This is a genomic window from Sphingomonas sp. KR3-1, assembly GCF_040049295.1.
GTDB lineage: Bacteria > Pseudomonadota > Alphaproteobacteria > Sphingomonadales > Sphingomonadaceae > Sphingomonas.
Genome location: NZ_JBDZDQ010000004.1, coordinates 17408 through 30422 on the forward strand (window position 1 = coordinate 17408; position 13015 = coordinate 30422).

Here is a 13015-nt window from a genome sequence, read left to right on the forward strand (position 1 = left end):
AATGGTGGGGAGGATATCGTGCGCTCCGGCAAGTTCTGGCGAAACAGCGCAAGAACGAATGCCGCGACCTCTTGCCACGAACACTGTTTCCACGGGCGCCGGCGTTGCTCGTGGGTGATCGGGTTCGCCGGACAACCTGGCGGATCGACCTGGCCTGCACTCGGCCTCGCCTTTCTTTTCGCAGCGATGCTGACTACGCCGCACGCGCGGGCGCAAACCGCTCCACCGCCGCTCGAGGACCGCGCCCAGGCGCTGGAATGCCTGACCTTGGCGGTCGCCTATGAGGCGGGATATGAAAGCCCGGAAGGCCAGCAGGCCGTCGCCGAAGTCGTCCTCAACCGCGTCCGCCACCCCGCCTTTCCCAAATCGGTGTGCGGGGTGGTCTTCGCCGGCTCGACGCTGAAAACCGGATGCCAGTTCACCTTCACCTGTGACGGATCGTTGCGGCGGCATCTGCCCGACAAGGTAATGACGCAGGCACGGGGGATCGCCGAGCAGGTGATCGACGGCCGGCTGACGCCGGTCGTCGGCGATGCACTCAACTATCATGCCGATTACGTCTCGCCCTATTGGGCGCCGAGCCTCGACCGCGTGACCAAGATCGGCGCGCATATCTTCTATCGCCGGCGCGGCAGCACGCCGGCGATCGCAGCGCTGTCGTTCGCAGGCACAATGCCGGCGGCGCGCCCCGCCGCGTTCGCCCCAGGCGCGGCCCCAGCGCCCGCCTTCGCCCCCTGGGGCCTGGCCCCCCGGGCGCCCGCGGAGGCTGCCCAGCCATAGCCGCTGCTTCGCGCGGTCATGCCGGCAGGTGGAAGTCTTGCGGGGCTTCGCCGGCGTGGTGGCGCGCGTACATCGCGGCATAGGCGGCTTCGAGCTTGCCCGCGGTCGCGACCGGATCGAAGAGCAGCGAGCGTGCGCGGTTCGCGAGCAGCCGTGCGCGGATCGCTGCGAGCCGCGTCGGATCGCGGACGAGCGCGACGGCGCGGGCCTCATAGTCGGCGAGATCCCCTGCGATCAGCTCGGGCGCGTCCATCGCCGTGAGAAGGCTGGCGGCGACGCGCGCGGCGAAGCTCTGCCCGGCGCAGGTCAGGATCGGCAGGCCGATACGGAGCGCATCGCTGGCGGTGGTGTGGGCATTGCACGGCAGCGTGTCGAGGAAGAGGTCGGCGAGCTGCAGCCGATCGAGATGGCGCTCGCTCGGCTCGCTCCCCGCGAAGACGATGCGCGCGGGATCGATCCCCGCTTCGAAGGCGTAGCGCGCGAGGTTGCGTCGCGCGGCGGCATGGTCGACCCAGAGCCAGAGCACGCTCGTTTCCGTCGCGCGCAGGATCGCCATCCAGCGCGCGAAGATCGCGGGCACGATCTTGTAGTTCTGGTTGAAGCAGCAGAAGACGAAGCCCTGCTCGGGCAGTCCGGCCTGGCGCCGCGTGATCTGTTGCGAGACCGGCGCCAGGCGCGCGTTCGCCTGATAGCAGCCGGGCAGATAGGCGATGTTCTCGGAGAAGCCGCCCCGCCCCTCCGGCGGCACGACGACAGCGTCGGCGATCAGATAGTCGATCGCCGCGCTTCCCGAGGTTCCGGGATAGCCGAGATAGCTCGCCTGGATCGGCGCCGCGCGCTCGGCGAAGATGCCGAAGCGGCAATTCTGGGTATAGCCCTTCAGGTCCACCGCGATGTCGATCCCGCGCTCCCGCGCGATCTGCGCGACGGCGGCGTCGTCCTTCAGCCGGACATCGACAAAGGCGTCGACCGCCTTTTCCGTGCGGGCGCGCCAGGCGTCACCACGGCCATCGCCGAACCAGAACGCAGTGAGCTCGAGACAGTCGCGATCATGCGCCTCGAGCGTTTCCATGAACAACTGCATCGTCGCATGGTGATGGAAATCGGCGGAGAAATAGCCGAGCCGGATACGCTCGCGCCGCGGATAGCGCTTGCCGAGCGGCACCGCCGGGCGCTGGGGATGGCCCTCGGCGACAATCCGCGAACATCGGCGCTGGAGCACGGGATCATCAGCCAGCGCCAGCACCGGAAAAGGCAGCGCCCCCGGATTGCCGGCATCCGCCGCGTGCCGGATCGCGCCGAGCTGCGCGTCGAAATCCTCCCACTGCGACAAGTGCATTGCCGCATGCAGCCGCGCCGCGTGATGCTCGAGGCCGGGGGCGAGTTCCGTCGCCCGATCGAACGAACGAAGCGCCTCGGCATGATCGCGGCGCGAGACGCACAGGAAGCCACGTCTCTGGTGCGCGACGGCATTGTCCGGCGCGATCGACAGGAGATGGTCATAGCAGACTAGCGCGCTCTGAAGCTCGCCGAGTTCCTCCAGTGCCTGGCCGAGACCCCAGAGCGCAGCGAGGTTGTCGACGTCGATCGCCAGCGCGCGTTGATAGCAGCGCCCCGCTTCGTCGAAGCGCCGCTGCCGTCCGAGCAGCACGGCGAGTTCGAGCCATATATCGATCTGGCCAGGATCGCGCTCAAGGCTCTGGCGCAGGCAAGCCTCTGCCTCGTCGAGCCGCTTCGTCCGCCCCAGCGCGATGCCGAGATGCGCCAGGAGCTCGACATGGCCGGGCTGCACCGCGAGCGCCTGGCGGAATGCCTGGACCGCGTCCTCGGACCGGCCGAGAAGATTCAGCGCGATGCCGCGATTGCACAGCGCTTCGATATTGCGGGGATCGAGGGCGAGGGCGCGCTCGAAGCCACTCAGCGCTTCCTCGTGCCGGTCGAGCGCGGCGAGGGTAAGCGCGCGCTTAGCGTGGCCTGCGGCGAAGCCTGGCTCGCGGGCAAGCACCAAATCGAATGCCGCTAAGGCCTCATCGAAGCGGCCGACTTCGCGCAGCAGGTTGGCGCGGTTGTTCCGAGCGTTGAACTCCTCCGGCGCGATCGCCAGCGCACGCTCCACGCACTGGAGCGCTGCTTCGAACGCGCCCGAGGCAGCAAGCGCGACGCCCTTGCAGTCATGGGCCTCGGCCAGTTGCGGATCGAGCAGGATCGCCCGGTCATAGCTCGCGACCGCGGCGGCAAGCTGGCCGAGATCGGCCAGCGCGTTGCCGCGCTGGCAGAAGCTCGCGGCACTGCCCGGGTCGCGCGCGATCGCGTCGTCGAACGCGCGCAGTGCATTGGCCGGCTTCCCCTTGGCGAGGAACATGGCACCGCGCGCGAGCAGCGCCTCCACCTCGGCCTGGTGGCCGCCGCTCAGGATATGCGAACCCATATCGCCTCCCCTCCCTCGGATCGCGCTATTCATAGGCCCGCACCAGATAAGGCTGCCCGGGGTTGCCGGTGAACTCGACCACCAGCGTGCGCGCGGCGCGGCCGCCGCCGGGCAGCGTCGCCAGGACTTCGATCGAGACCGGGCGATCGACCAGCGACGGCGTATTGGCAAAGGCCAGTGCCGTCCGCTGGCCGCCCAGCTCGCGGGCGCGCTCGATCGCCGCCGGACCGTCCTCGCCGCCGGCATCCATCACCGCGAGCGCGCGCGGATCGGCATAGTGCGCGTCGAAGCCGCTGCGCACCGTGAAGGTGGTGACATAGGGGCGGATGCGCGCGACCGTCACCGGATCGATGCCCCGCACCAGCGCCAGCTCGCCGATCGACGAAAGCAACCCGCCCGGCGGGCGCAGGCCGGCGGCGCGATAATAGGGTTCTTCGGCGCCGAACGGGCGCTTGAGCTCGTCGTCGTCGATCCAGTCGAGCAACGAATCGCGCGCGATCAACAGCTGTTCGCCGCCCAGCCCTGCCTGTTCGAGCAGCTTGGTTGCCTGGGGCTCGTCGAGCAGCCCGAGCGGCACCTTGCCGCGCTCGTCGCGCACCGCGATCCGGAGATCGGCCTCGCCGAAGCGCAGTGCGTGCACCGCGCCGTCCGCCGGCCAGCGCTGCGGGTCATCCACGTCGAGAACGCGGCTCAGCGCGAGCGCGATTCCGGCATCGGCGGCGGCCACCGCCTGCATCTGGGCCTGTTCTGCGCCGGCATCCTCCAGCCCCATGCGAGTCGCATCGAGCACCACCAGCGCCATCGTCGCGAACACGGCGATGCTCGCCACTGCGGCGACCAGGGCGTAGCCGTCCTCGCCTTCCTGCCTCACGGGATCCGTCCTTCGGTGCGGAACGGCTCGAGCGTACGCAGCTTGGCGCGCAGCTCCTCGGTGACGGCACGACCGTCATCGGGCGTGCGGATCACATGCGGCTTGAGCAGCACGATCAGCTCGGTGCGATTCTGGACATTGTTGTGGCTGCCGAACAGGCCGCCGAGGATCGGGATGCGCGACAAGATCGGAATCCCGCTCTTGCCCAGGCTTTTCGAATCGCGGAACAGCCCGCCGAGCGCGATCACCTGTCCGTCCTGCACCGCGACCGAAGTCGAGATGCGGCGCGTCGAGATGGTGGGCGAGGACGGGGTCTTGTCGCCGCTGGCGACGGGCGCATTGACGTTGACGTCGCTCACCTCCTGCGAGATGTCGAGCAACACCAGTCCGCCGGCATTGACCCGCGGCGTGACCTTCAGGATCACGCCGGTGTCGCGATAGCTGATCGAATTGACGATCGGCGCATTGGGATTGTCGACACTCACCGCGCTCCCCGACGAGACCGGCACCTGGTCGCCGACCTGCAGCGCCGCGGTCTGGTTGTTGAGCGTCACCAGCTTGGGTGCCGAGACCACCTTGATGTTGGTGCGTTGCTCGAGCGCGTTGAGCGCCGCGGTGATGCTGTTGCCGGCGAGGAAATAGGAGAAGCCCGCCTGGGTAGGCCCGGCAGGCATCGCAGCGCCGTCGGTCACGCGGAAATTGCTGTCGCCGGTGAGCCAGTTCCACTGCACGCCATAGCGGAGCGTGTCGGTCAGCGAGACCTCGGTGATCGCCGCCTCGATCATCACCTGCACGGGCGGCACGTCGAGCCGGCGCAGCGCGTCCTCGATCATGCCATAGTCGCGCGGCGTGCCGTAGACGACGACCGCATTGTTCACCTCGTCGGCAGTGATCTTGCCGGACACCGGCGCATCGCGCTCGGTCGCATCCGGCTTCGCGGAGCTCGGGGCGCTGCCGGCCGGCCGCGCGGCGTCGGGCTTCGGCGCCGGAGACGCGGTGCGGCTCGCGGACTGGTCGCTGGCGGCGAAGGGGTCGTCGCTTCCGCTGTCATCGTCCCCGCCGCCACCGCCGAAGGCGCGGTTGAGCGTGCGCGCCAGATCGCGCGCGCGGCCGTTCTGCACGCGGTAGACGAAGATCCGGCGCTCGCTATTTTCCCCCTCGCGATCGAGTATTTCGATCCAGCGGCGGACATCGTCGAGATATTGCCGTTGGGTGCTGACCGCGAGGATGCCGTTCAGCCGCTCCATCGTGATCAGCCGGACGAGCCCGCGTGTCGGCGCATCGGCGGCATTGATCAGCTTGTCGAGCTCGGGAACGATCAGCCGCGCGTCGGTGCGTTCGGGCACGAACAGCGCGAAGCTCATGTTGCGCAACCAGTTGACGTCGAACTGCTTGATCAGATCGCGCGCGCTCGCGCGCTGGCCGGTGGTGCCCGCGATCGTTATCCGGCCACCCGCCGCATCGACGCCGGTGACCACGCCGGGGAGCGCGCCGTCGAGCACCTTCTTCACTTCCTCGGCGTTGATGAAGGCGAGCGGGACGATCTCGGTGCCGAAGCCGATGGCATCGGGCGCGACAGGAAGCTGGGCCGCCGCTACCGTGCGCACGACATAGCCGCTGCCCACGGGCACGAGCGCAAGATTGGCGGTACGCAAGGCGCTTTCGAAGAGCGCCAGGACCTCGGACCGGGCTATTGTTCCCGGCGTGACCAGCGAGACCTGGCCGGCCACGCCGGGCTCGACGGCGATAGCGACCCCCGTGGCGTCCTGGACCGATGCCGCGACCGCGCGCACATCGGCGCGCGGCAGGTTCATGCTGATATTGCCGGGCTTGGCCTGGCGGCGCGGCGGCGCGGCAGGACCCGGTGGCGGAGTCTCGCCGCCGACGATCGTCGACCGGACCTCGGGCGCCGCCTGCTCGGCCTCGGCGACGATCGGCGGCGCCTCTGGCACGGCAATCGCCCGCGGCGGCGGGGCTCCGGCACAGCCGGCCACTACCAGGGCCAGCCCCGCCGTCCCCGCTCGAAGCATGTGACGCGCACCCATTATTCTTCTCCCTTGCCGGCTGAGATGACCGGCCCGCCGATGCCGAAGCGGACCTGCATGCGCTCGCCGCCCCGCGACAGCTGCACCGCGTCGCGCGTCACGCTGCGCACGCGCCAGTCGCCGATCCGCTGGCCCGGCGCGGCGCGGAAGGCGCGATCGGGGCCCTGCACGATCGCATAGGCGCTGGCGCCGATCTGGACCGCGCCGACCACCGCGAAGCCGCCGAGCGGCGCCTGCGCCGCCGCAGTCGCTTCCTTCGGCTGGGCAAGGATCGGGGTGAACATCGCGCGGCCCGCGATCACCGGATCGACGAGCGCGCGCGCAGGCTGGACCGCTGCGACGCGCTCCGCCGGCGCCCCGCCCCGCACCGCACCCGCCGCCGGCAAGTCGAGTGCGTTGCCGACAAGCGCCTGGAACGCCAGCGCCACGCCAAGCAGCAACACGAGCGCGAGCGGCAGCATCGACGACCTATCGAGCGGCGGCAGGGCGAAGCGGGATCGAAGCCTCAATTTCCACATCCATGACTGGGGTTTGACCGGGCACGATCGTGTTGCCGGAACCAAGGCTGACCGTTTCGACGACCAGCCAGGGCGGCTGGTTCTGCAGGCGGGCCAGCGCGGCGGTGAGCTGCGGCAGCGTCATTCGTGCGGCAGCGCGCGCGCGCGCCCAGCCCGGGCGGCCTTCGGCATCGCCGCCTTCGCGGAAGCTGCCGCCCGCACCCTCGACCGCGCCCTGCAGCCGCTCCTTGAGCGACTCGCGCCCGGCCTCGACATTGGGCACGGCGGCGATGAAGGACGCGGTCGCTGCGCGCGCCGCCTCGGCCTGGCGCCGCAGCCGCGGGATCGTCGCGATCGTCCGGACATTATGGGCATAGGTCAGCGCGAGCCGATCGAGCCGCTCGGCGCGAGACTGGAAGCCGGCGATGATCGGCGCAACGATCAGGAAATGGACCGCGGCAACGACCGCAGTGAGGATCAGCAGCGCGACGAGACGCCGCTCGCGGGCGGATACCGGGCGCATCAGCGCGGCTCGACCTTGGCGGAAAGATCGAACGGCTGGCCGGTCGGCATCGCCGCCTCTGCGCTTTCACCCATGCTGCGCACGCCAACGAACCGGCCGGAACGGCGCAGCGCCGTTGCTACATCGGCACGCTCGGGGCGATAGCCGGTCAAGCGAACGGCCTCGCCGTCCCATGCAAGGCGCTGAAGCCAGGTGCCCGTGGGCAACGAAGCGCTCACCGCCGCGAGGACGTCCAGCGGATCCCGCGCGCGCCGCAATGCGAGCGAGCGAGCGACGAGACGGCGGTCCTGCTCGCCGCGGCGGGAAATCGCCTGGGCGATGCCGACCGCCGGCTGCTGCTCGGCGACGATCCGTTCGAACTGCGCGACGTGCGCGGCATCGCGCCAGATCGCCATTGCCAGATTGAGCAGGAGCAGGACCGCGACCAGCACCCAGAGCAACGGCGTGGCACTGCGTTGCCGCGCGAGCAGGCCGGCGGCGCGCATCGCCGGCGCGAAATCGAGCGGTGCCGGCTGGGGCTGCGGTTGTTCCACGACCACGGCCACCGGGACCACATCTGCCGCCTCGGCCGCCTCGGCGATCGCATGCGCCGCCGCAATCGGCAGCCCCGCGATCCTGACGCGGACCAGACCCGGCGCGTCCGCGGCCCCCTCGATACGCGCTGCCAGCACCACCGAGGCGACCGGAATCGGCAGCAGGGCATCGGCTTCGAATGCGAGCATGCGGTGCAAATCGCGATCGCCGAGCGCCGGGCGGGTGATGGTTCGCACCAGGCAATCGGCGGCAGGCACGACCAGCGTCACCCGCGCGCCTGGCCCGGGCACCGCGACGCGCTGCCCGGGCCGCGCCGGAGCCAGTGCACCGTCGCACACGATGAAGCGCGGCAGTTCGCGCATCGAAGAGCGCTGCAGGCGGGCAGGGATCAGCGCGCGGATCTCGTCGGACCACCATTGCCAGCCCTGGAGCAGCCATTGCCCGATCATTCGCATGTCGGCGTCGAGCAGCGCGCGCGGGTTCATGGCTCGGCCCCGCAACCGCCCGCGCGATCCGGCAAGCAGGTGCTGGTTGCAACCCGGGGCCGGACCAGCAGGTCGGGCCATTGCCGCGAGTCGGCCGGCGCGAATTCGACATGGATACGGATCAGCTCGGGCGGGCTGGCCCGATCCCACCAGCGATTGAGCCACGCGCGCGCGCCGCCCGAAGCGGGAACCCCGCGATAGCTGATCGACAGGCCCCGGGTGCCGCGCAGCAGCGTCGTCGGCGTCCAGCCGGCGAGATCATAGCCGCGCGCATCGATCCCCACCTTGCGCGTACTCACCCTGTAGAGGACGATATCGCCGGTCGCGGTGCGGAGGAGTTGAAAGCGCTGGAGCGCATCGGGCGCGTCGCGATCGAAGGGCGGCGCCACATAGCTCAGCATCGCGTCGTTGCCGCGGAACTCGATGACCGGCTTGGCGGTGTCCAGGCGCGCGACGGGCCAGAGGCGCTCGATCCCGGTGCGCAGAACGCGCTGCGCCGCGATCACATCGTCCAGCCCCGACGCGGTTGTCTGCGCGCGCATCGCCACGAGCCCCGCCATGCGCAGCCCGGCAAGCAGCAGCGACGCCGCCATGCCCATCAGCGCGAGCGCGACGAGCAACTCGATGAGCGTGAAGCCCGATGCATCCGCGCGGCGCGCCAAGGCTTCGTGCGGACGCATCGATCAGCGGGCGAGCCGGAGCGTGCGAACGCTGGCAAGGCGCCGGCCGGTCGCGCGATCGGCAACGTCGATGCGCACTTCCTCAAGCGGAATGCCACTGTCCAGGGCGCCGCCGCCGCGAGGCAGCCGACTGATCCGCCAGCTGAGGTTCCGGCTGCTGCCGCTATCGGCGACGGCGCGCGAATCGCTTGGCGCGGTCGTCGCGGCGAGCAGCGACTGGGCGAGCAGCATCGCCTCGCGCCGCGCGGCGACGGTCTGCGCGAGATGCGCGTTGGTGCCGATCGAATCGAAGAGCAGCCCGGACATCATCGCGATCACGGCGAGCGCGACCAAGGTCTCGACCAGGCTGAACCCCTCGGACGCCTGTCCCCTCATTGCCGGGGCTCGATCGTGCCAAGCGCCGCGCTGACGGCGATATGCCGCCGGAACACGCCGCTCGATATCTCCACCTCGCCGCCGGCCGTGCTGCCATCGGCAAAGAACGTGATTCCGTGACTGGGCGCGGTGATCGTCACGCCCTCGGGAAGGCGATCATCATGATCGGCAAACCGGAAACCACGGCCGTCGAGCGCTACGACGAAACGCGCCGGCGCACCGCGCGCCACTGCGGCACCGCGCGCCGCCCGCAGGCCCAGTTCCACCCGCCTTGCCGATTCGACGAAGCTCTGGCGCCGCATCGCCTTCTCGACCGAAGGAAAGACGATCCCTGCCATGAGCGTGAGGATAGCCAGGATCACCAGAACCTCGACCAGCGTGAATCCACAGGTGGCTGCCCAACGCCGCCGATGCGGATCAATAATTGCCGACATCGCGCGCCTCGCCGGTGCCGCCCGGCTGCCCGTCCGAACCCAGCGAATAGACGTCGACATCGCCATGCTCGCCGGGGATGCGCAGCAGATAGGGCCGGCCCCAGGGGTCAAGCACCGCCGACTGTTCCGGCAGATAGGGACCATTCCAGTTCGGCACGTTGGGCGGCTGCTTGATCAGTGCGTTCACTCCCTCCTCCGCCGTCGGGAAACGCGACGCGTCGAGCTTGAACAGGTTGAGTGCGGCGGCAACGTTCTTGGCCTGCACCCGCGCCGATTGCGACTTGGAGCTGTCGAGATACTTGATCACCTGCGGCCCGACGATCGCCGCGAGCAGCCCCAGGATCGCGAGCACCACGAGCAGCTCGAGCAGCGTGAAGCCCGCATCGCGAGCAGTTCTTTCCCCCATGGCGGTCCCGTCCTTGTTCATGATGTCAGCGCGAGGTCGTTGAAGCCGAGGATCGCCGACATGATCGCGGCGATGATCGAAGCGACCGTGGCGCCCAGCACCACGGTGATCACCGGCGTGAGGATGCCGATCAGCCGTTCGATGCGCAGGCGGATGTCGCGGTCGAGCACGTCGGCGAGGCGATCGAGCATCATGCCGAGCTGCGACGTCTCCTCGCCGGTGCGCAGGAAGCCGATCGCGAGGCGCGGCAATGCGCCCGACGCCGCGAGCGGCGCGGTCAGCCCTCCGCCTTCCTTCACACCATCGGCGACGCGCGAGATCGTATCGCCCAGCACCTGGTTCGAGATCGTGCGGCGTGCCAGCGCGAGCGCGGCGGGCAGCGGCACCTCGCCATCGATCAGCGCAGCGAGCGTGCGGGCGAAGCGGGCGGTGTCGATACGCCGGGCAAGTTCGCCGAGCAGCGGCAGCGCCAGCACCAGCCGGTCGCGGGCGAGGCGCACCCCCGGGCGGCGGAGCAGCAGGGCCAGGACGAATCCGGCGACGACGCCGCCGAGCAGCAGCACCAGCCCATAGCCGCGCAGCAACCGGCTCGCCGTCATCACCACGACGGTGGCAGTCGGCAACTTGCCGGCAGCACTGGCGAACATGCTCTCGAACTGCGGGACGACGAAGAGCAGCATGAGCAGCACCACGCCGACCGCGATCACCAGCAGCGCGATCGGATAGATCATCGACGATCCGACCAGTCGGCGGAGCTCGGCTTCCTGCTCCAGCGTGGCGGCGAGCCGCGCGAGCGCCTCGCCGAGCCGGCCATTGGCCTCGCCGGCTTCGATCATCGCCATCGCGCTGGGCGAGAACAGGTCTGGCTTCGGCGCGATCGCGCGGGAAAGCGGGGCGCCTTCGCGCACATCGCGCAATATCTCCGCCAGCCCCTCCGCTACGTTTCTGTCCTCGACATTCTCGATCGCCAGCGCGAGCGCGCGATCGAGCTGCAGCCCTGCGCCGAGCAGCACCGCCAGCTCGCCGATGCACGTCGCGGCGGCCGCGCGCGCCTTGGCCCCGCTGCGCCGCGGCCGTCCCGGTGCGCGCGGCGGCACCACGACCAGCTCGAGCGGGGTGGCTCCACTCCGGCGGAGATTCGCCACTGCAGCCGCGCGGTCCGCAGCATCGACCTCGCCGGCCAGTGCCGAGCCGTCGCGGCGAATCGCGCGGTAGCGCCAGGTGGCCATCAGCCTTCCCCGCTCGCGACGCGCAGGACTTCCTCGATCGTGGTCAGCCCCGCCGCCGCCTTGACGACTCCGTCTGCCGCCAGGCTGCGCATGCCGCCCTGCTCGGCCGCGGCGAGGATCTCGCGCGTATCGGCCCGCTTCAGGATCAGCCGCTCCACCGCGCCATCGACCCGCAGGAATTCGAGCAACGCAATCCGACCCGAATAGCCGCTGCCGCTGCAGTGCGCGCAGCCCACCGCGTGATACAGTCGCTCGACGCCGCGGAGCGCGAGGAGCGGACGCAGTGCCTCGGGACCTCCCTCCCGCGCATCGAAGGGCTGCCGACACTCCGGGCAGAGCCGGCGGACCAGCCGCTGCGCAAGCACGCCGGTGAGCACCGACCCGAGCAGGAACGGCTCCACGCCCATGTCGAGCAGCCGCGAGACCGCGCCCGCCGCAGTGTTGGTGTGCAGCGTCGAGAGGATCATATGGCCCGTCAACGCTGCCTGGACCGCGATCTGCGCTGTCTCCGGATCGCGGATTTCGCCGACCATCATCACATCGGGATCCTGCCGCAGGAACGAGCGCAACGCCGATCCGAAGGTGAAGCCGATCCCCGGATTGACCTGCGTCTGCACGACTCCGGGCAGGCGATATTCGATCGGATCTTCGACGGTGAGCAGCTTGCGCTCGGCCGCGTTGAGCTCGGAAAGCGCGGCATAGAGCGTCGTGGTCTTGCCGCTCCCGGTCGGGCCGGTGACGAGCACGATGCCATGCGGGCGGGTGATTGCCTCGCGCAGTTTCCCGGCAAGGCCCGGATCGAAGCCGAGCGCGGTGAAATCGAGTGCCAGCTTGGAGCGATCGAGGATGCGCATGACGACGCTCTCGCCGTGGATCGACGGCGCGGTGGCGACGCGCAGATCGATCTCGTTGCCGCGCACCGAAATGCGCATCCGCCCGTCCTGCGGCAGCCGGCGCTCGGCGATGTTGAGCCGCGCCATCACCTTGATGCGCGACGCGAGCGGCGCGCGCATCGCCACCGGCAGCCGGCCGGCATCGCGCAGCATGCCATCGACGCGGAAGCGAATCGACAGGCCGTCGTCACCCGGCTCGATATGAATGTCCGAGGCGCGCTGATCGACCGCGTTGGCGATCAGCCGATTGACCGCACGAATCACCGGCGCGTCGCTGACCAGATCCTTCAGCCGTTCGAGATCATCATCGTCCACGGCGTCATCGATGGCGTCGGCATCCGGCTGCTGCCCATGATAGAGCCGCTCGATCGCGACATCTATGTCGCTGGCCCGGCCGATCATGCGTTCGACTCGGCGCCGGAACATGAAGCCGAAGGCCTGCACCGCGAATGGATCGAACGGGTTCGAAACCGCGATGCGCACCGTGGCTTCGTCGATCGCGATCGGAACCGCGCGCATGTCGCGCAGGAAGGCAAGCGAAAGCTCGGGACCCTCGACCGGGTTCGCCGGGAATGCATCCGCGGCGATCGCGGCGAGGCCGGAGAAGCGGGCAAGTTCGGCAGCGAGCCGGTCCTCGGAGAGCATGCCCAGCCGCGTCACCACCGCCTCGAGCCGCTCGCCCGATTCGCGCTCGATGAGCAGCGCGCGTTGCAGCGCCTCCTCCGCCAGCAGCCCGCGGTCGCGCAGCATTGCGGCGAGGCCGTCCATGCCGGCTCCCTCCGTCGGCGCATCTCGCGATTTGTCCCAGGAACCTTCAATATTCGGCCCCGGCGTC

At 69.8% G+C, this 13015-nt stretch carries 13 protein-coding genes; 1 reads left to right on the forward strand and 12 read right to left on the reverse strand.

Annotated elements, in window-relative coordinates; translation table 11 throughout:
* Window positions 1-186: 186 nt before the first annotated feature.
* Window positions 187-780, forward strand: coding sequence for a cell wall hydrolase (locus tag ABLE38_RS19275; RefSeq protein WP_348975876.1), 594 nt, complete (start codon window positions 187-189; stop codon window positions 778-780).
* A gap of 16 nt (window positions 781-796) precedes the next feature.
* Here the strand turns inward: ABLE38_RS19275 and ABLE38_RS19280 are convergent, their stop codons facing one another.
* Genes ABLE38_RS19280 through ABLE38_RS19335 form a run of 12 tightly spaced genes read right to left on the reverse strand, consistent with a single transcriptional unit; the run spans window position 797 to window position 12948 of the window.
* On the reverse strand, window positions 797-3208 hold the full coding sequence (locus ABLE38_RS19280) for a tetratricopeptide repeat protein (RefSeq protein ID WP_348975877.1): 2412 nt from the start codon (window positions 3206-3208) through the stop codon (window positions 797-799).
* A gap of 25 nt (window positions 3209-3233) precedes the next feature.
* A complete protein-coding gene (locus tag ABLE38_RS19285) occupies window positions 3234-4079 on the reverse strand; it encodes a hypothetical protein (protein ID WP_348975878.1) in 846 nt (281 codons plus the stop codon).
* Complete coding sequence (gene gspD, locus ABLE38_RS19290) at window positions 4076-6124, reverse strand: type II secretion system secretin GspD (RefSeq protein WP_348975879.1); 2049 nt, start codon at window positions 6122-6124, stop codon at window positions 4076-4078. Before gspD ends, ABLE38_RS19285 begins: the two co-directional genes overlap by 4 nt.
* A complete protein-coding gene (locus ABLE38_RS19295) occupies window positions 6124-6585 on the reverse strand; it encodes a hypothetical protein (protein WP_348975880.1) in 462 nt (153 codons plus the stop codon). The genes gspD and ABLE38_RS19295 overlap by 1 nt, the downstream gene beginning before the upstream one ends.
* A gap of 7 nt (window positions 6586-6592) precedes the next feature.
* A complete protein-coding gene (gene gspM, locus ABLE38_RS19300; RefSeq protein ID WP_348975881.1) occupies window positions 6593-7144 on the reverse strand; it encodes a type II secretion system protein GspM in 552 nt (183 codons plus the stop codon).
* Window positions 7144-8163 carry a PilN domain-containing protein gene (locus ABLE38_RS19305; RefSeq protein ID WP_348975882.1) on the reverse strand — a complete coding sequence of 340 codons (1020 nt, stop codon included), beginning with the start codon at window positions 8161-8163 and terminating at the stop codon, window positions 7144-7146. Before ABLE38_RS19305 ends, gspM begins: the two co-directional genes overlap by 1 nt.
* A complete protein-coding gene (locus tag ABLE38_RS19310) occupies window positions 8160-8843 on the reverse strand; it encodes a prepilin-type N-terminal cleavage/methylation domain-containing protein (RefSeq protein ID WP_348975883.1) in 684 nt (227 codons plus the stop codon). Before ABLE38_RS19310 ends, ABLE38_RS19305 begins: the two co-directional genes overlap by 4 nt.
* Before the next feature lie 3 nt (window positions 8844-8846).
* Window positions 8847-9218 carry a type II secretion system protein gene (locus ABLE38_RS19315; protein ID WP_348975884.1) on the reverse strand — a complete coding sequence of 124 codons (372 nt, stop codon included), beginning with the start codon at window positions 9216-9218 and terminating at the stop codon, window positions 8847-8849.
* The gene (locus ABLE38_RS19320) at window positions 9215-9652 is read right to left on the reverse strand and encodes a prepilin-type N-terminal cleavage/methylation domain-containing protein (RefSeq protein WP_348975885.1); all 438 of its coding nucleotides are present in this window, start codon (window positions 9650-9652) and stop codon (window positions 9215-9217) included. Before ABLE38_RS19320 ends, ABLE38_RS19315 begins: the two co-directional genes overlap by 4 nt.
* Window positions 9636-10079, reverse strand: a complete 444-nt coding sequence (gspG, locus tag ABLE38_RS19325; RefSeq protein WP_348975886.1) for a type II secretion system major pseudopilin GspG — start codon at window positions 10077-10079, stop codon at window positions 9636-9638. The genes ABLE38_RS19320 and gspG overlap by 17 nt, the downstream gene beginning before the upstream one ends.
* Window positions 10076-11287, reverse strand: coding sequence for a type II secretion system F family protein (locus ABLE38_RS19330; RefSeq protein ID WP_348975887.1), 1212 nt, complete (start codon window positions 11285-11287; stop codon window positions 10076-10078). Before ABLE38_RS19330 ends, gspG begins: the two co-directional genes overlap by 4 nt.
* On the reverse strand, window positions 11287-12948 hold the full coding sequence (locus ABLE38_RS19335; protein ID WP_348975888.1) for an ATPase, T2SS/T4P/T4SS family: 1662 nt from the start codon (window positions 12946-12948) through the stop codon (window positions 11287-11289). Before ABLE38_RS19335 ends, ABLE38_RS19330 begins: the two co-directional genes overlap by 1 nt.
* Window positions 12949-13015: the final 67 nt, after the last annotated feature.

Bases quoted from the DNA above. Each gene is read 5' to 3' on its own strand.
- ABLE38_RS19275 (WP_348975876.1), top strand. From the start codon at position 187: ATGCTGACTACGCCGCACGCGCGGGCGCAAACCGCTCCACCGCCGCTC.
- ABLE38_RS19280 (WP_348975877.1), bottom strand. From the start codon at position 3,208: ATGGGTTCGCATATCCTGAGCGGCGGCCACCAGGCCGAGGTGGAGGCG.
- gspD (WP_348975879.1), bottom strand. From the start codon at position 6,124: ATGGGTGCGCGTCACATGCTTCGAGCGGGGACGGCGGGGCTGGCCCTG.
- ABLE38_RS19295 (WP_348975880.1), bottom strand. From the start codon at position 6,585: ATGCTGCCGCTCGCGCTCGTGTTGCTGCTTGGCGTGGCGCTGGCGTTC.
- gspM (WP_348975881.1), bottom strand. From the start codon at position 7,144: ATGCGCCCGGTATCCGCCCGCGAGCGGCGTCTCGTCGCGCTGCTGATC.
- ABLE38_RS19305 (WP_348975882.1), bottom strand. From the start codon at position 8,163: ATGAACCCGCGCGCGCTGCTCGACGCCGACATGCGAATGATCGGGCAA.
- ABLE38_RS19310 (WP_348975883.1), bottom strand. From the start codon at position 8,843: ATGCGTCCGCACGAAGCCTTGGCGCGCCGCGCGGATGCATCGGGCTTC.
- ABLE38_RS19315 (WP_348975884.1), bottom strand. From the start codon at position 9,218: ATGAGGGGACAGGCGTCCGAGGGGTTCAGCCTGGTCGAGACCTTGGTC.
- ABLE38_RS19320 (WP_348975885.1), bottom strand. From the start codon at position 9,652: ATGTCGGCAATTATTGATCCGCATCGGCGGCGTTGGGCAGCCACCTGT.
- gspG (WP_348975886.1), bottom strand. From the start codon at position 10,079: ATGAACAAGGACGGGACCGCCATGGGGGAAAGAACTGCTCGCGATGCG.
- ABLE38_RS19330 (WP_348975887.1), bottom strand. From the start codon at position 11,287: ATGGCCACCTGGCGCTACCGCGCGATTCGCCGCGACGGCTCGGCACTG.
- ABLE38_RS19335 (WP_348975888.1), bottom strand. From the start codon at position 12,948: ATGGACGGCCTCGCCGCAATGCTGCGCGACCGCGGGCTGCTGGCGGAG.